The following is a 17,139-nucleotide window of genomic DNA, read 5'->3' as shown; positions in this document are numbered from 1 at the left end:
CGTTCGTCCTGAGCCAGGATCAAACTCTCCAATAAGGATTGTGTTGATCGCTCCAGACGGAATATGTCTGGCAATCTGGTAAAACTACTCAAAGGAATACTCCTGACGAGGAGTATTCATATTACTGACTGTGTTATCGGCACGCTGTTGAGTTCTCAAAGAACACGCGCTCACCGGATCCAATCTCCGTTTCCGGAGAGTTTCACTCAGGGCTTGTGTTGCTGAAGCTTATTTTGTCCTGCCCGCCGGTGTCAAATCGGCCTCTCAGAGGCCCTTTGTCTTCCGGCTTGTGCCCCGCTCGTTCCGGTTTTGATTTCCGGCCCGTTCCGCGCTGGCAGAGAGAACATTACACGGGGCTGTTTCGATCTCCAAATCGGGGGGTCCTGGTGACCGCGAAACGTGCGGCCACCAGGACAAACAGCGGGATCAGGGTGCGTTGACGCCGACGTCCGCGCTCGTGAGCGGCCTGCGGATGGCCGACGAGTTGTACTCGTCCGCCCCCACATCGGGCTTGCCGACGCGGGACTGCGAGTCGAAGTCCCGCGTCACGTAGGAGTACGTGCCCGCGGAGGTCTCGATCGCCGGGCTGCCGGACGCCAGGCGCAGGAGACCGTTGGAGTCGCGCACCAGCTTCGGGTCGACCGAGCGGTAGCCGGACGAGATGCCGGCGGTGCCGCCCCAGATGATGTTGCCCTCGTACTTCACGGTCGAGCCGCTCATCATCTCGATGAACTTCGACGACGAACCCTTGATGATGTTGTTCGCGAACACGCAGTCCTTCGGCGCGTAGGTGCTGGTGTCGCTGTCGACCACGGCGCCCGTGCCGATCAGGGTGTTGAACGCGACCGTCACGCGGTCCGGCCGGTCGTGCAGCTTCGAGGTCGGGCCGCTGTCGGTCTCGGAGCCCTTGCCGAACACGATCGCGCGGTCCCCGGTGTTCTCCACGTAGTTGTTGAACACCTTGTGGTCGTTCCCGTGGAACCGCACGCCGCTGCCGAACAGCAGGTTGCCCTCGACCGTGGAGCGGTGGCCGTGGCGCAGCACGATGTAGCCCTTGCTGTTGCGGATCGTGTTGAAGCGGACCGTGTTGTCCGAGGACTTCACGGAGATGGCCTCCGGGTCGCCGTTCGCCTTCTCCAACAGGTTGTTCTCGATGACGGCGTAGGCAGACAGCTGCTGTTTGTAGCTGTAGCCGAGCCGGATCGACTCGCCGCCGTTCAGGCCGGTGTAGCTGTGGTTGTAGAAGTAGTTGTGGTGAACCCTGGTCCGTTGGGCGATCTTGCCGTCAGGGCCGGTGATCTGCAGGTACACGCCCTCGTTCGTGCGGTTCGAGAACGTGTTGTGGTCGACCTCGACGTCGTTGGCGCTCACGGTGAGGGAGGCACCCGGCTTGTCGCCGTTGAACGTCGTGCGGGTGATGCGGGTCCCGTAGGCCTCCGCCGGCACGGACAGGGAGCTCGTACCGTTGAAGACGAAACCTTCGATGGTGACACCGCGCACCGCACCGAACTCGAAGCCGCTGGTGTTGAACACAGCGCGACCGGTGTTCTTGGCCGCGATGGCGATCTTCGACTTCGTGATCTTGATGGGCTTGCCGGGGCGGTGCACTCCGTCCTCGAGCAGGATGCGCTGACCGGCTTTGGCCGAGTTGATCGCGGCCTGCAGGGAGGCAACGTTCGGCACGGTGACGACCGCCGCACTCGCGGGCGTCTGGACGAAGATGGACGACAGCAGGGTGGCCGCGCCCACAGCGGCCAGTGATCGGATCATTCGCCAACTCCTATGGTGGCCCGTCGGTGGCGGTGGACCGAAAGGTACTGAGGAGTTCCTGCGGACGGGGTAGTTCGGCGGGGGCCGCTTGCCCCGCCCAGCAGGTAAGGCTCCGATGTCTGCCCTCAAGGGCAGGCTATGGCGCGGAAGGCCCCACGTCAGCCTTGGTCAGCGCTTTGCGGATTGCCGAGGTGCTGTACTCGTCCGCTCCGACGTCCGGCTTGCCCGACCGCGCCTGTGGGTCGAAGTCCCGCGAGACGTAGGAGTAGCTGCCGGTGGATGCGTCGATCGCCGGACTGCCGGACGCCAGCCGGAACAGGCCTCCCGCGTCCTTCACGAGCTTCGGGTCGGCGGAGCGGTAGCCGGACGACGGCATGCTGCCGCCGGTACCGCCCCAGATGACGTTGCCCTCGTACTTCACGGTCGAACCGCTGTGCATGGAGACGACACCACCGGACGAGCCCTTGATGATGTTGTTCGCGAGCACGCAGTCCTTCGGCTTGAAGTCACCGCCGTCGCTGTCGACCACGGCGCCGGTACCGATCAGCGTGTTGAACGCGACCGTCACGCGGTCGGGGCGATCGTGCAGCTTCGAGGTCGGACCGCTGTCCGCCTCCTTGCCGGAACCGAACACCATCGCACGGTCGCGGGTGTTCTCCACGTAGTTGTTGTAGATCTTGTGGTCGTTGCCGTGGAACCGGATGCCGCTGTTGAACAGCAGGTTGCCCTCGACCGTGGTGCGGTGGCCGTGGCGCAGGACGATGTAGCCCTTGCTGTTGCGGATCGTGTTGTAGCGGACCGTGTTGTCCGAGGACTTGATGGAGATGGCTTCGGCGTCACCGTCTGCCTTCTCGAACAGGTTGTGCTCGACGATCGCGTTCGCCGACTTCGACTGCTTGTGGCTGTAGCCGAGCCGGATCGACTCACCACCGTTCGAGCCGGAGAACTGGTGGTTGTAGAAGTAGTTGTGGTGGATCCAGGTCCGCTTGGCGATGTCACTGCCGGGGCCGGTGACCTGCAGGTACACGCCCTCGTTCGTGCGGTTGGAGAACGTGTTGTGGTCGACCTGCACGTCGTCGGCGCCCACGCTGAGCGAAGCGCCGTTCTTGTTGCCGTTGTAGGTGTTGCGGGTGATGCGCGCGGCCTGGGCTCCCGGCGGTACCGACAGCGTGCTGGTGCCGTCGAAGACGAAGCCCTCGACGGTCACGTTCTTGACGTCGCCGAGCTCGAACCCGCCGCTGGTGAACACCGTGCCGCCGACGGTCTGGGCGGCCACGGTGATCCCGGACCTGGTGATCTTGATGGGCTGGTCGGCCACGTGCACGCCGTTCGCGAGCACCAGGCGCTGACCGGGCCGAGCCGAGTCGATCGCGGCCTGCAGGGAGGACACGCTCGACACCCCGACGACCGCCGCGAAGGCGGGCACGTGGACGAAGGACGACAGCAGGGCGGCCGCGCCCACTGCGGCCAGTGATCGGATCATTCGCCAACTCCGTTGATGGGAAGCTGGCGGCGGTAAGGCCTAAGTTAGCGCAAGATTCCGGCAGCAGGGGTAGTTCGGTACAAACCAAGGGCCGTGTCAATCGACGGCACGCGGTCCAGTTGTCCGATGTCTGCGACTGGGAACCACTGCGCGAGGTCGGTCGTGCCGTCCACCTCGTACCGCAGCTCGCCGCCCACGATCCGGACCTCGTACATGATCCGCAGGGCGTGGTAGTCGCGGTCGGGCTCCTCGCGGAGTTCCGAGTCGATGCCGAGCAGCCGCAGCACCTCGACCTCGAACCCGGTCTCCTCCTCGTACTCGCGGATGACCGCGTCGTGCGGGTGCTCCCCGTGGTCGATGCCGCCGCCGGGGAGGATCCAGCGCTTGCCGTTGGGGCCGAGCCAGCGCGCGAGCAGGATCTCGTCGTTCTCGTTGATGCACACCCCGTACGCGGCCACGCGCTGCTTCTTCGCCCTCATGCGGATCAGCCTAGCTGGCGATCATGGCGGAAAAGTGATATCACTTAGCTACTACTTCGATAGGGGGTTCGAATGAGCGCTGTGGCCGACACGAAGGTGCACATGCCGGCACCTGTCGTGCGTGAGAAGCACGCACGGGAGCTGCCCGGTCTGCCGATGTTCCTCGCAGGACTGGTGGTGTTCGCGGTGGGCGTGTGGGTGCTCGTACGAGAGATCATGAACGCGGACAGCAGCGGCACCGATCCGTCGGCGGCGATCCTCATCATCGCGGTGCTGTTGTTCCTGGCGGCATCGCTGATCATGAAGGGGCTCTTCACCGTGGCGCCGGGTGAGGCGCGGGTGCTGCAGTTCCTCGGCCGCTACGTGGGCACGGTGCGCACGGACGGCCTGCGGTGGGCGAACCCGGTCACCACGCGCCAGAAGATCTCGACCCGGATCCGCAACCACGAGACGGCGACGCTCAAGGTCAACGACGCCGACGGCAACCCGATCGAGATCGCCGCGGTCGTTGTGTGGCAGGTGGAAGACACCGCGCGCGCACGGTTCGAAGTGGACGACTTCGTGCGGTTCGTCGGCATCCAGACCGAGACCGCTGTCCGGCACATCGCGACGAGCTACCCGTACGACAACCACGAAGAAGTCGGGCTGTCGTTGCGGGAGAACGCGGACGAGATCACCGAGACGCTCGCGATCGAGATCGCGGCACGCGTGCAGTCCGCCGGCGTGAAGGTGATCGAGTCGCGGCTCACGCACCTCGCGTACGCGCCGGAGATCGCACACGCGATGCTGCAGCGGCAGCAGGCGAGCGCGGTCGTGGCGGCACGGACGCGGATCGTCGAGGGCGCCGTCGGCATGGTCGAGCTCGCGTTGCACCGTCTCGCCGAGCAGGACGTCGTCGAGCTCGACGAGGAGCGCAAGGCGGCGATGGTCTCGAACCTGCTCGTCGTTCTGTGCGGTGACCGTTCCACTCAGCCCGTGGTGAACGCAGGGTCGCTCTACACCTGATGGCTGACCGCAAAAGCGTTCTGCTCAGGCTTGATCCGGCGGTGCACGACGCGTTGAGCAGGTGGGCGAACGACGAGCTGCGCAGCACCAACGCGCAGATCGAGTTCCTGCTGCGGCGTGCGCTGGCGGAGGCGGGCCGGCTGCCCAAAGAGGCAAAGAAAATGCCTCGGCGTGGCAGGCCACCGAAGGAACCTGACCAAAAGGCTGGGGCCGGACCTGCCGACTAGTGCGTACGGTGGAATCAATGACAGATCTCCACACATCTGACGCACGATCACTCGCGTCGGCTCTGCAGGGGTTGCTGGAGGAGGCCAGGAAACTGGTCTCCGACGGCGCGGAGTCGACGCTGGTCCGGAAGGTGACCGACCACATCGGAATCCCGATGAGACAGGTCCCGACCGTGACAGCCAGGTTCATGGGGTGGGAGCACGTGAACGTGCACCACGGAATCGAAACCTATCTGGCGGAACACTCTCCGGGGGCGGAGTGGTTCGGGATCGCGGGCAGACGCTCGTTCCAGTACCTGTCCGACATGCTGAGCGGAGCAGTGCACGACGGCAGCTTCGGTCTCGGGCCCGTCGACTACGCGACCGTCGCCACCGGCCCCGACACCGCGATCGAGGCGGTGCAGCTCGGGCTGGTCCCCTCCCGATCACCGGACGGCGAGCCCGTGGTCCTCGCGGTGCAGGGTCCCGGCGAGGACTGCGACGCCCAGTGTTCGCTGCAGGTGCTGGCAGCGTCCAGGGAGACCGCGACGGCCACCCGGGAGGCGGTCGAAAGCCACATCACGCGGCACAACCTGTTCCAGGGCAAGGTGATGGCGTTCGGGCTGAGCGAGCACCGCCGCAACCAGCTGCTCACCTTCCTGCCGAGACCGTCGTTGCGATCTGAAGACGTCGTTCTGCCAGAGGGCGTGCTGGACGCGATCGAACGCCACGTCGTGCGCACAGCCTCACAAAGCGCGCGGCTGCAAGCACACGGGCAGCATCTGAAACGAGGACTTCTGCTCCACGGTCCGCCTGGCACCGGCAAGACGCACACGATCCGGTACCTGATGGGACGGCTGGAATCCTCGACGGTGATCGTGCTGAGCGGCATCGCGATGTTCAAGCTCCTGAAAGTGGCGACGTCGATGGCACGGAAGCTCGCACCGTCGGTGGTCGTCGTCGAAGACGTCGACCTGATCGCCGAGGATCGGCGCCACACGGAGACCGGCAACCCGGCGTTGTTCGAGCTGCTGAACGAGATGGACGGTGTCGGCTCCGAGGCGGACGTGACGTTCGTGCTCACCACGAACCGGGTGGACGTGATGGAACAGGCCCTCGCCCAGCGGCCTGGCCGGATCGACCTCGCGATGCACGTCCCGTTGCCCGATGAGGAAGGCCGCGAACGGCTGCTGCGGCTTTACGCGTCCGGTGCTCGTCTGGATCTGCCGGACGCTTCGGCGATCGTGGCTGCGAGCAAGGGCGTGACGGCGTCGTTCATGAAGGAGCTCGTGCGGCGGGCGACGCTGATCGCGTTGGACCAGCAGCCCGAGGTGGAACGCGTGCGGCTCGACGAGGCGACGATCTCGGCCGCGCTGGCCGAGCTGCTGGATGAAAAACAGTCGCTGACACGGAGCGTCCTGGGCGGCTGAACAGGCGTTTCACCAGCATGAAACCGCTTCCACGGAGTTCCTCCGTTCGGGGGTGTTTTTGTCCGACTCCTCCACGCGATCGTGTGCAGCGGGCGCACGGGAGCGTGGAGGAGTCTTGTCTTTGTTTTCCCGCAAGCGCGCCGGTCTCGGCGTGCTGGGCGTTGCTGTGCTGATCGCGTCGCTGACACCTGCAGGTGGTGTCGCGGCGGGCAAAGAGATCTATTTGGACGCTCGGGCGTCGACGGAGCGGCGGGCCGAGGACCTGCTGCGGAGAATGACGCTCGAGGAGAAGATCGGGCAGATGGCGCAGATCCGCGTCGGGAAGCTGCGCGGTGACTGCAACAACGTCAACGGACCGTTGGTGGAGTCGTGCCTGAAGGCGGTGCTGTCGGACGCGCACGTGGGCTCGATCCTGTCCGGCGGTGGTGACGCGCCGCTGGAGAACACGCCCAAGGCGTGGGCCGAGATGAACAATGCGATCCAGCGCTACGCGTTGGAGAACAACAGGTTGAAGATCCCGATCATCTACGGCGCGGACGGTGTGCACGGGCACAACAACGTCATCTCCGCGACGATGTTCCCGCACCAGATCGGGCTCGGTGCGACGTGGAACCCCGCGTTGCAGGAGCAGATCGGTGTGTCGGCGTCGAAGGCGTTGCGCGCGACCGGTGTGTTCTGGAACTTCGCGCCGGTGTCGGACATCGCGCGCGACACGCGTTGGGGGCGTTACTACGAGACCTACAGCGAGGACCCGTTCCTCGCGGGACAGCTGGCGGCGGCGAACGTGCGCGGACAGCAGTCCAAGGTGGACGACACGGCTCAGCTGACCGCGACCGCGAAGCACTTCGCTGGGTACTCGGCGCCGGCGAACGGGCACGACCGCGCGGCCGCGCAGATTCCCGTCCGCCAGCTGCAAGACGTGGTGCTGCCGCCGTTCCAGGCGCAGTTCGACGCGGGCGTGAAGACCGTGATGATCAACTCCGGTTCGCTCAACGGTGTGCCGGTGCACGCGTCGAAGTACATGCTGCAGAAACAACTGCGTGAGCGCATGGGCTTCAAGGGCGTCGCGGTGTCGGACTGGCAGGACATGAAGTACCTGGTGGACCGGCACAAGGTCGCGCCCGACTACAAGACCGCGATCGCGATGAGCGTCAACGCCGGTGTGGACATGGCGATGGAGCCGTCGAACGCGGCCGAGTTCACGTCGCTGCTGCTGGCGAACGTGCGCGACGGTTCGGTGTCGCGCGGGCGGATCGACCAGGCCGTGCGGCGGGTGCTGAAGCTCAAGTTCGACCTGGGGCTGTTCGAAAAGCCGTACGTGGACCCGGCGAAGGCCGACGGCAACGTGGTGAACGTCGACCGCCCGCTGGCACGTCAGGCAGCGGCCGAAGGCACCGTGCTGCTGAAGAACGACGGCGTGCTGCCGCTCTCGGGTTCGGCGAAGAAGATCGTCGTGACCGGTGAGACCGCGGACGACGTGCGCCGCCAGCTCGGCGGCTGGACGGTCGAGTGGCAGGGCGTGCCGGACGACTCACCGCTGCCGCCGACCGCGACCGTGCTGACCGGCGTGCGTGAGGCTGTTCCTGGTGCGTCTGTTGTGCACGCTGCGACTCCTGCTGCTGCCGTTTCTGAAGCCGCTGGTGCGGACGCGGTCGTCGTCGTCCTGGGCGAGAAGCCAGGTGCGGAGGGTCCGGCCGACACGGAGAACCCGGCGCTGACTCCTGAGCAGCAGGCGTGGGTCGACACGGTGCAGGCGACCGGCAAGCCGGTGGTCGTGGTGCTGCTGACCGCCCGTCCCCAGGTGCTCGGCGGTGCCGCAGACGCGAACGCGCTGGTCGCGGGCTGGTTGCCGGGCAGCGAGGGCGGCCGGGCCATCGCCGACGTGCTGTTCGGCGCGGTGAACCCGAGCGGCAAGCTGCCGGTGTCGTGGCCTCGGACGCTGGGTGATCCGACCCTCACCTACGACCAGCTGCCGGGCGCGAACACGTCGGCGGGCGCGAAGTACGACCCGCTGTTCGCGTTCGGGCACGGGCTGTCGTACACCTCGTTCGCGACCTCGAGCACGTCGGTGGCCGTTGATCGCTCGACGGGCGTGGTGAAGTTCACGGTGGCGAACACCGGCGGGCGTGCGGGCACGGTCGTGGTGCCGGTCTACGTGCGCCAACCGGCCTCCCCGGTGCTGACGCCCGACCAGCGCCTGGTGGGCTGGACGCGCGTGGAACTCGCTGCGGGACAGTCGAAGCAGGTCGAGGTGTCGTTCAAGCTCTCGCAGCTCGCGCTGACCGTGGGCGACGTGGACGGCGACGGCCGGCGTGAGGTCGCCCGCGGCGGCTACGAGGCCGTGGTGGGCGCGGAGAAGGCCGCCTTCACGGTGCGCTGAGCTGGCCTGATATCCTTCGTCGTCGTGAATGCGCGGCACTCCGCCGTGGAGGAGAGCCGGCCGTCGAGGCCGGTGCCGACCAAGCGCGTCACGAACTCCGGTTTCGACACAGAAGGGTGATGTCGCATGGCGAACATCAAGTCCCAGCTCAAGCGGATCAAGACCAACGAGAAGGCGCGCCTTCGCAACAAGTCGGTCAAGTCGTCCCTCAAGACGGCCATCCGCAAGTTCCGCGAGGCTGCCGAGGCCGGTGACAAGGCGAAAGCCCTGGAGCTGCTGCAGGACGCGTCCCGCAAGCTCGACAAGGCCGCCACCAAGGGTGTCATCCACCCGAACCAGGCCGCCAACAAGAAGTCGGCGATGGCGCTGCGCGCGAACCAGCTCGAGGGCTGATTCAGCACGGCACAAGCCTCTGAGAAGGGCCTGCTCCTCGTTGAGCAGGCCCTTTTCGCTGTCCCGGAGTGGACTGCCGGTCCGGTTGCGCGGTAGGGATGGGAACCATGGAATCGCTTCCGCGCATCGACTTCGTGGAACTGCACGATCTGGACCGCACCCCTGCCGTGCTGCGCACCCTGCACACCGAGTCCATCGTGACGATCTACCGGCTGACGGACGCCGCACGGGCGTACTCGGTCCCGTTGTCGATCGCCCTGCGCGAGGGCGCCTCCCACCGGATCGTCGACCTCTGCGCGGGCTCGGGCGGGCCGGTACCGCTCATCCAGCGCAAACTGCACCGCGAGGGCATCCACACCCAGGTCACGCTGACGGACCTGGTGCCGAACGTCCGTGCCTTTCAACGCGTTCAGGCTGCACACCGGCGACGGCTGCCAAACTGCTGTTCCGTGGACTACGTCTCGTCGTCCGTGGACGCCACCGACTGCACGGTCGAGGGAACGCGGACGATCTACGGCGCCTTCCACCACTTCCCGCCGGCGCTCGCTTCCCGGATGCTGCAGAACGCCGTCGACACCCGCTCGCCGATGGTCGTCGTCGACACCAAGCGGTCGTTCCTGTACGTGCTGCTCTTCCCGTTCCTGATCACACTGGCCGTGCTGCTTTCGGCACCGTTCCAGCGCAATCCCCTGTCGCGCTACCTCCTGCGGCTGGCGCTGACCTACCTCGTGCCGGTGCTGCCGTTCATGATGTTCTTCGACAGCGTCGTGTCGTTCCTGCGCATGTACGGGCGCGCGGAACTGCGGCGGATGGTCGACGGCCTGGCCGGCACCGAGACGTTCACGTGGAAGATCGGCGTCGTGCCGGGCTTCACCGGCGCCCAGTACCTGATCGGGATCCCCCGCGACTGATCAGCGGCGGCCGTGCGCGGCGACGATCTTGAGCACCGCACGCTCCAGCGCGTAGTCGGCGTCGGCCGCCACGCCCTTGACGTCGGCGTTGAGCCCCGCGACGACCTGCATCGCGTCGGCGAGGCCCGACTGGTCCCAGCCGCGGGCCTGAGCCTGCGCCTTCTTGATCTTCCACGGCGGCATGCCCAGCGGGCCGGCCAGGCTGAACGGGTCGGCCCGGCCCACCGCGGACACACGCGCGACCGTGCGCACGGCGTCCGCCAAGGCGTCCGCGACCAGCACGTGCGGCACGCCCAGCTGCATGGCCCAGCGCAACGCCTCCATGGCGCCTGCCCGGTCACCGGTCACGGCCTTCTCGGCGACCGCGAACCCGGTCACCTCGGCCTTGCCCTGGTGGTAGCGGCGGATCTCGTCGACCGTCACCTTGCCGTCGGTGTCGGAGACGAGCTGGGACGCCGCCGCGGCGAGCTCGCGCAGGTTCGTGCCCACGGCGTCGATGAGCGTGGCGACGGCCTCGGGGTCGATCTTGCCGCCCGCCTGCCGCACCTCGTTGCGGACGAAGGCCTCCCGATCACCCGGCTTGGTGACCTTCGGGCACTCGATGACCACGGCGCCAGCCTTCTTCAGTTGTCCAGGCAGGTCCTTGGCCGCCTTGCTGCGGCCACCGCCCGTGTGCACGACGACGAGCGTGATCCCGTCCGCGGGCGCCTTGGCGTAGGAGACGACCGCGTCGGCGATCTCCTTGCCGATCTCCTGCGCGTTCTGCAGGACGATCACGCGGCCCTCTGCGAACAGCGACGGACTGACCAGCTCGGCCAGCTCGGGAGGCGTGAGATCAGTCACCTGCACGCGGGTCAGGTCGGCGTTCGAATCGGCCTTGCGTGCAGCTTCAAGAGCCGCCCGAACAGCCCGTTCGACCAGCAACTCCTCCTCGCCGACGACGAGGTGCAGTGACTCCGGTGCGCTCACGCTCCGCATCCTCCCACGTCCCGGATCGTGGACGTCTGTGGCTGAGCAATGGGCTCTTGTCGTAGCTTGGTGACCACAACTGAACACCGCTCATCCAGAGGGGCAGAGGGACCGGCCCGAAGAAGCCCCGGCAACCGGCGTCAGCGCTATCTCCATGCGCAGACGATCACGGTGCCAATTCCGACCCGTTCGATTTCGCGGGAAAGATGAGGAGATACCTCGCGATGACTGCTGTCTCTGTGCCCACGAGCACGAAGTTCGACCTCGGCCCCGCCCGCGCACTGCTGTGCCGTGAGTGCGGAAATGAAACTCCTCTCGCTCCTGAGTACGCCTGTCTGGAGTGTTTCGGGCCGCTGGAAGTGGCCTACGACTTCGGCAAGATCCGGCGCGAGGACATCGAAGCCGGCCCCAGGTCGATCTGGCGCTACCGCGGCCTCCTCCCCGTTCCGTCCACTGTGGAACAGCACCCGAACACCGACCCCGGCGGCACCCGTCTGGTCGAGGCACACAACCTCGCCAAGGCACTGGGCGTGCGCAAGGTCTGGGTGAAGGACGACACCGGCAACCCCACCCACTCCTTCAAGGACCGCGTGGTCGGCGTCGCGCTCGCCGCGGCCCGCGAGCTCGGCTTCAAGGTGCTGGCCTGCCCCTCCACCGGCAACCTGGCGAACGCAGTCGCCGCGGCAGCCGCCCGCGCGGGCTGGCAGTCGGTGGTTCTCGTTCCCTCCTCTCTCGAGCGCGCCAAGATCCTGATGAGCGCCGTCTACGAGGGCGCCCTGATCGCCGTCGACGGCAACTACGACGACGTGAACCGCCTGGCCCAGGAACTCGCCGCGGAGCACGAGGACTGGGCGTTCGTGAACGTCAACGTCCGCCCGTACTACGCGGAGGGCTCGAAGACCCTCGGCTACGAGGTCGCCGAGCAGCTCGGCTGGCGCCTGCCCGACCAGATCGTGGTGCCCATCGCGTCCGGCTCGCAGCTCACCAAGGTCGACAAGGCGTTCCGCGAACTCGGCCAGCTCGACCTCGTCGAAGCCACCCCGTACCGCGTGTTCGGCGCCCAGGCCACCGGCTGCAGCCCGGTGTCCGCCGCCTACAAGGAAGGCCACGACGTCATCCGCCCGGTCCGCCCGGACACCATCGCCCGCTCGCTGGCGATCGGCGCCCCGGCCGACGGCCCCTACGTGCTCGACGCGGTCCGCCGCACGAACGGCGCCATCGAAGACGTGACCGACGAAGAGGTCGTCGAGGGCATCAAGCTCCTCGCCCGCACCGAGGGCATCTTCGCCGAGACCGCCGGCGGCGTGACCGTGGCGACGGCGAAGAAGCTGATCGAGTCGGGCCAGCTCGACCCGGACGGCGAGACCGTGCTGCTGATCACCGGCGACGGCCTCAAGACCCTCGACGCGCTCGGCGACACGGTCGGCCCGCGCGCGACGGTGCCGGCGTCCGCAGAGGCCGTCATCAAGGCACTGGGCTGATCACGCTGCTTTGATCACCTCCTTCCGGTCCGGGGACGTTCACGCGTCCCCGGACCGCGTTGTCTCCGTTGTGTCAGAAGGAAATGGCGTCCGTCTTCATCCAGCCGGTACGCGGAAAGCGTTGCAGGCAGTCCATCACGTGCGGCCCGATCGGGTTCACGTTCGCGCGCCACGCCACGATTCGTTGCGGCCACGGGGCTTCCGCCTTCAGCACGTTGTAGTGGTAGTCGTGCCAGTCGTGCGGCACGATCCGCAGTTCGTCGTCGAACACGTACTCCGAGACGAGGTCGTACGCCTCCTCCGGTTCGGCGGCCTTGGTCGGTGGCAGCACGTGCGTAGTCGTTGCCTTGTAGGTGAGGGCTCGGGTGCCGTCTTCGAGTGTTTCGCAGATGTAGTAACCGAAATCGGGTTTGAGCTCGTCGTGCGGCCATGGCGTCGCCGAGTAGTTCGTCTGCCACAGGGCCCACGCAAGCCCGGGCGTGCCACCGGGAACCGGGTAGCGCGCGTTGTACAGCCTGATCCAGACCATCCTCTTCTCCTTCGTACTATTCGGTTTCCCGGCAACACCGCCAGGTCTCCGTCCCTGTCCGTGCGCAACACCAGCGCACCTCCCGCCCGCAACATGTCCATCACGTGCGGACTCGGGTGCCCGTAGCGGTTGCCCGTGCCGACGCTCACCAGCGCCACCCGCGGCCGCACGGCCTTGAGAAACGCGGGCACCGAGTACCGCGAGCCGTGGTGCGGCACCTTGAGCACCTCGGCACCCAGGTCCCGCTCCCCCAGCAACGCCGACTGGCCGGCCAGCTCGACATCGCCGGTGAGCAGCACTCGGCCCGCTCTGGTGTGTGCTTTGAGGACGAGCGAGTAATCGTTGACCGTCGTGTTCGTGTCTCCTGCTGTCGGTGGCCGTCGTGGCCCCAGCACCTCCACTTCCAGTCCGGGCCAGGCAAACCGCTCACCGGCCTTCGGCTCCACCACCCGCACGCCACGACTGCGGGCCTGTTGACCGACCTCCTTCCACGCCCACGCGGGCTCCTTGAGCGGCCCCACCGCCACCGCACCCACCGCACGCCCGGTGAGCACAGCCGACAGGCCCTGGACGTGGTCCGCGTGCAAATGCGTCAACACGACCAGAGGAATCCTCTTGATTCCCAACGTCTTCAGGCACCGGTCGACGGCACCGGGATCGGGCCCGGTGTCCACCACGACCGCGCGGTCGGCGTCGTCGGTCGCCAGAACCAGTGCGTCGCCCTGGCCCACATCGCAGGTGATCACCTTCCACCCGTCCGGCGGCCAGGCCGGCGCCACGACCTTCAGCGGCACCAGCACCACGAAGACGCCGACCAGCACGGCGACGACCAACGTCCGCGTCTTCTTGAGGCGCAGCAACAACACCACCGTCGCCACGACCACGGTCAACGCGATCGCCCCGAGCCAGCCCTCCGGCCACCTGACGGACGCGCCGGGCACGGTCGCCGCCTGCCGCCCGACCTGGATGAGCCACGTCACCGCGGGTCCGGCGACGTGCACGACCAGTTCGGCGGCCGGGTCCCAGAGCGGCGCGACGGCTGCCGCCGCCACGCCCAGCACCGTCGCGGGTGCGACCACCGGCCCCGCGACCAGGTTGGCGACGATCGCCACGAGACTGACCTGACCGGAGAGCCCGGCGACCAACGGAGCCGTTGCCAGGCTTGCGGCCGTCGGTACGACGATCGCCTCGGCCAGGCCGCTGGGCACGCCGCGTTCCTTCAGCGCCCGCGACCACTTCGGCGCCACCAGCACCAGCGCCGCCGTCGCCACCACGGAGAGCGCGAACCCCGGATCGCCGCCCAGCGCGGGATCGACGAGGACCAGCAGGAGGATCGCGGTCGCGAGGCTCGGGAGCGTGGACCGGCGCCGGCCCAGCACGAGCGCCAGCAGCGTGACGGCACCCATGACCGCGGCTCTGAGCACGCTGGGCTCCGGACCCGCGAGGACCACGAACCAGACCAAGGCCGCCATCGCTGCCGCGGCCGCTGTTCGCGGGCCGGCCCTGAGTCGCTTGGCCACCAGGTAGACCGCGCCGCACACGATCGCGAGGTTCGCGCCGCTCACCGCAAGCAGGTGCGCGAGGCCGGCGGTGCGGAACTCGTCGACGATGCGAGGCACCATCTGGTCGGTGTCGCCCACCACCAGTGCCGGCAGGAGGCCGGCTTCCTCGGCATCGAGGACCTCGCTGGCTTCCTTCAGACCGTCGCGGAGGTGGTCCGCCCAGCTCTGCCAGATCGGAGGTGGCCGCGGGTCGGTCGGCGGGCCGCGGACTCGCAGGACTGCCGAGGTGAGATCGCCGCCTCGGGGCGGGGCGAGCGTACCCCTGGCCGTGACTCTTTGGCCTGGCAACAGGTTTCGCCACTTGTCGGCCGGTGCCAGCAGGACCAGTTTGGCCCCGTTCGCCTTCGCCGTGATGACCACGTGGTCGACGCCTGCCTGGTGGCCGCCGAAGCCTGCGGCCCTGATGCCTTTCGGCCTGGTCGTGAGTTCGACGGTGAGAGTGGTCGTACGGCCTTCGTCGGCGGCCAGTCGGAGCGGGTGGGTTTCGGCTCTCAGGACGTTGCTGCCCACCCAGGCCGCGGCAACCGGGCCGGAGATCAGGAGGGCGATCGCGCAGGTCCTGGTCCACCAGGCTCTGCGCCACGCGGCCAGGCCGATGGCCCCTGCCGCGAGGCCCGTGAGGACTGCCGCCTGCCAGCTGAGGAAGAGACCGGCGACGGCGGTCGCCCACACCGCTGCCGCAGCGGGGACCAGCCGGTAGTCGTGGGTTATCGAGTGCTTGCGGACCACCGGAGCCTCCGTTGTCCTGACTCGAGCAGCAGTCGCTCGGTGGCGCGGGTGGATTGGGGTGTGGCTCGGCGGGTGATGTGGACAGAACGCATGACCAGACTCCTGTTGGAGGGCAGCGGGGCTGAACCGGATCGGAAGATCGGGTCAGGTGTGGACCAGCTCGGCCAGCTTGGCCAGCTTGGTGTCGCCGATGCCTTCCACCTCGCGGAGTTGGTCGACCGAGGCGAACGGGCCCTTGCGGGTGCGGTGCTCGACTATGCGCTGCGCCGTCACCGGGCCCACGCCGGGCAGGGCGTCCAGTTCGGCGGCCGTTGCCGCGTTCAGGTCCAGCTTGGACGGGGCGGCGCCGGGTGCGGCCTGGGGCGGCAGGCCGACGGCTATCTGCTCGCCGTCGGCCAGTTTGCGGGCCAGGTTCAGGTTGTGGAGGTCGGTGCCCGGCTTGATGCCGCCTGCCAGGCGGACGGCGTCGGCCACTCTGGCGCCGGAGGTCACCGTCACCAGGCCGGGGGTGGCCACCTCGCCGACCACGTTCACGACCAGTTCCTGGGCCGCGGCCGTGGTGCTCACGAGGGCCACGGCCGGGGCCGGTTCGGCGGCGGGGCTCTGCCACCAGCTGCCCAGGCCGATCACGGTGCAGGCGACGACTATGCCCAGGGCCAGGAGGCCTCGGCGTGGCAGGCGCGGCAGGTGAAGGCGGCGGCGGGGTTTGCCGTGTTCGTCGGAGTCTTCGGAGCGGGCGTAGACCAGGGTCGGGTCGGCGCGGACCTTGGCGGCCAGGGCTGCCAGGCGTTCGCTCGGGCTGTCGGCAGGGTGGGGGCGGGGGAGCATGGGGGCGACGCTACGGAGCGGGGTGGGTGGGGTGACCGGGTTGGCTCCGGGGCTGTGGATTACTCGCGGGTTGTGGACAGGTCGCGATCACTCGGGGCTTGAGGACGCGGAATTGTCGGGGGTGTGTGGGAGGATGTCGGGCCCTCCCGGCAGCACCACCACGCCCAGCACTCCTGGGCCCGTGTGGGCACCGATCACCGCGCCGACCTCGGAGATCACGCATCCCGTCGAGCCGGGCAGGCGTTCGTCCAGCCGGGTCGCCAGTTCCGCGGCGCGTTCGGGAGCTGCCAGGTGGTGCACGGCCAGGCCTACCGGGCCATCGCCCGCCGCGGCCGCAGCCAGGTCGACCAGGCGGCCCACGGCCCGGCTCATCGTGCGGACCTTCTCCAGCGGCACGATTCGGCCGTCGTCCATGTGCAGCAGCGGTTTCACGGCCAGCGCGGTCCCCACCAGCGCCGCCGCCGTGCCGATCCGCCCGCCCCTGCGCAGGTGGTCGAGGGTTTCGAGGCAGAAGAACATCCTGGTCTGCGCGGCGGCAGAGGTGGCGGCCTCCTCGACGGCAGCGTGTGAACGTCCATCAGCGACGGCCGCACACGCGCGCAACACCGCGAAACCGAGCCCCATGCCCGTCGAGCGCGAGTCGACCACGCGAATCCGGGACGGGTCGATCTCCTCGGCAGCCAGCCGCGCCGCCTCCCACGTCCCGGACAGCTCACGAGAGAGATGCACGGACACGATCGCGTCCGACGACGACAGGACGTCCCGGTACACGGCAGCCATCTCGCCTGGCGTCGGGCGAGACGTGGTCACGCGGCGGTGCTCGGCAAGGGCACCGGCCAGCTCGAAAGGACCGAAGTCGACGCCATCGAGGCGTCCGGCACCGTCCACCGCCACGTGCAGCGGCACCACGGTGATCGAATGGCGCTTCGCGAACCCCTCGGGCAGGTATGCCGTGGAGTCGGTGACGATGGAGATGCGCACGAG

General features: G+C 67.9%; 15 protein-coding genes and 1 riboswitch. Of the genes, 7 read left to right on the top strand and 8 right to left on the bottom strand.

What is annotated here, in order from left to right:
• Positions 1-426: 426 nt before the first annotated feature.
• From ABFX45_RS25835 to ABFX45_RS25825, 3 genes are all read right to left on the bottom strand, one after another.
• Positions 427-1,770: a polysaccharide lyase 6 family protein gene (locus ABFX45_RS25835; protein WP_346132478.1), complete on the bottom strand. Its 1,344-nt coding sequence runs from the start codon at positions 1,768-1,770 to the stop codon at positions 427-429.
• 136 nt (positions 1,771-1,906) lie between these two features.
• The gene (locus ABFX45_RS25830; RefSeq protein ID WP_112228291.1) at positions 1,907-3,253 is read right to left on the bottom strand and encodes a polysaccharide lyase 6 family protein; all 1,347 of its coding nucleotides are present in this window, start codon (positions 3,251-3,253) and stop codon (positions 1,907-1,909) included.
• A 44-nt stretch (positions 3,254-3,297) separates the two neighbouring features.
• A complete protein-coding gene (locus ABFX45_RS25825; protein WP_112228292.1) occupies positions 3,298-3,732 on the bottom strand; it encodes an NUDIX domain-containing protein in 435 nt (144 codons plus the stop codon).
• A gap of 72 nt (positions 3,733-3,804) precedes the next feature.
• Here ABFX45_RS25825 and ABFX45_RS25820 point away from each other — a divergent pair, with 72 nt between their 5' ends.
• The 6 genes from ABFX45_RS25820 to ABFX45_RS25795 all read left to right on the top strand — a co-directional run bounded on the left by ABFX45_RS25820 (position 3,805) and on the right by ABFX45_RS25795 (position 10,057).
• A complete protein-coding gene (locus tag ABFX45_RS25820; protein ID WP_112228293.1) occupies positions 3,805-4,737 on the top strand; it encodes an SPFH domain-containing protein in 933 nt (310 codons plus the stop codon).
• A complete protein-coding gene (locus tag ABFX45_RS25815) occupies positions 4,737-4,964 on the top strand; it encodes a type II toxin-antitoxin system antitoxin (RefSeq protein WP_109642769.1) in 228 nt (75 codons plus the stop codon). Before ABFX45_RS25820 ends, ABFX45_RS25815 begins: the two co-directional genes overlap by 1 nt.
• Before the next feature lie 17 nt (positions 4,965-4,981).
• Positions 4,982-6,373: an AAA family ATPase gene (locus tag ABFX45_RS25810; RefSeq protein WP_346132474.1), complete on the top strand. Its 1,392-nt coding sequence runs from the start codon at positions 4,982-4,984 to the stop codon at positions 6,371-6,373.
• 115 nt (positions 6,374-6,488) lie between these two features.
• The gene (locus tag ABFX45_RS25805; protein WP_346132472.1) at positions 6,489-8,753 is read left to right on the top strand and encodes a glycoside hydrolase family 3 N-terminal domain-containing protein; all 2,265 of its coding nucleotides are present in this window, start codon (positions 6,489-6,491) and stop codon (positions 8,751-8,753) included.
• Positions 8,754-8,879: 126 nt separating this feature from the next.
• The gene (gene rpsT, locus ABFX45_RS25800; RefSeq protein ID WP_109642775.1) at positions 8,880-9,146 is read left to right on the top strand and encodes a 30S ribosomal protein S20; all 267 of its coding nucleotides are present in this window, start codon (positions 8,880-8,882) and stop codon (positions 9,144-9,146) included.
• Between the two features lie 107 nt (positions 9,147-9,253).
• On the top strand, positions 9,254-10,057 hold the full coding sequence (locus ABFX45_RS25795) for a class I SAM-dependent methyltransferase (protein ID WP_346132470.1): 804 nt from the start codon (positions 9,254-9,256) through the stop codon (positions 10,055-10,057).
• On the opposite strand, the gene holA is transcribed toward ABFX45_RS25795, so the two are convergent.
• Complete coding sequence (holA, locus tag ABFX45_RS25790) at positions 10,058-11,035, bottom strand: DNA polymerase III subunit delta (RefSeq protein WP_109642779.1); 978 nt, start codon at positions 11,033-11,035, stop codon at positions 10,058-10,060. It abuts the gene before it with no gap.
• Positions 11,036-11,113: 78 nt separating this feature from the next.
• A riboswitch (SAM riboswitch) is annotated at positions 11,114-11,239 on the top strand.
• An 11-nt stretch (positions 11,240-11,250) separates the two neighbouring features.
• On the opposite strand from holA, the gene thrC reads away from it, so the two are divergent.
• The gene (gene thrC / locus ABFX45_RS25785; RefSeq protein WP_109642780.1) at positions 11,251-12,507 is read left to right on the top strand and encodes a threonine synthase; all 1,257 of its coding nucleotides are present in this window, start codon (positions 11,251-11,253) and stop codon (positions 12,505-12,507) included.
• A gap of 73 nt (positions 12,508-12,580) precedes the next feature.
• On the opposite strand, the gene ABFX45_RS25780 is transcribed toward thrC, so the two are convergent.
• The 4 genes from ABFX45_RS25780 to ABFX45_RS25765 form a co-directional block, all read right to left on the bottom strand.
• Positions 12,581-12,778: a hypothetical protein gene (locus ABFX45_RS25780; RefSeq protein WP_109642783.1), complete on the bottom strand. Its 198-nt coding sequence runs from the start codon at positions 12,776-12,778 to the stop codon at positions 12,581-12,583.
• The gene (locus tag ABFX45_RS25775) at positions 12,715-15,327 is read right to left on the bottom strand and encodes a ComEC/Rec2 family competence protein (protein WP_346132466.1); all 2,613 of its coding nucleotides are present in this window, start codon (positions 15,325-15,327) and stop codon (positions 12,715-12,717) included. The genes ABFX45_RS25780 and ABFX45_RS25775 overlap by 64 nt, the downstream gene beginning before the upstream one ends.
• 144 nt (positions 15,328-15,471) lie before the next feature.
• Positions 15,472-16,155 carry a ComEA family DNA-binding protein gene (locus ABFX45_RS25770; RefSeq protein ID WP_346132464.1) on the bottom strand — a complete coding sequence of 228 codons (684 nt, stop codon included), beginning with the start codon at positions 16,153-16,155 and terminating at the stop codon, positions 15,472-15,474.
• Between the two features lie 87 nt (positions 16,156-16,242).
• Positions 16,243-17,136: a DegV family protein gene (locus tag ABFX45_RS25765; protein ID WP_109642787.1), complete on the bottom strand. Its 894-nt coding sequence runs from the start codon at positions 17,134-17,136 to the stop codon at positions 16,243-16,245.
• Positions 17,137-17,139: the final 3 nt, after the last annotated feature.

The sequence above is a fragment of the Lentzea roselyniae genome, assembly GCF_039537795.1.
Taxonomy (GTDB): domain Bacteria; phylum Actinomycetota; class Actinomycetes; order Mycobacteriales; family Pseudonocardiaceae; genus Lentzea; species Lentzea atacamensis.
This window is presented reverse-complemented; position numbering and strand designations above follow the sequence as displayed.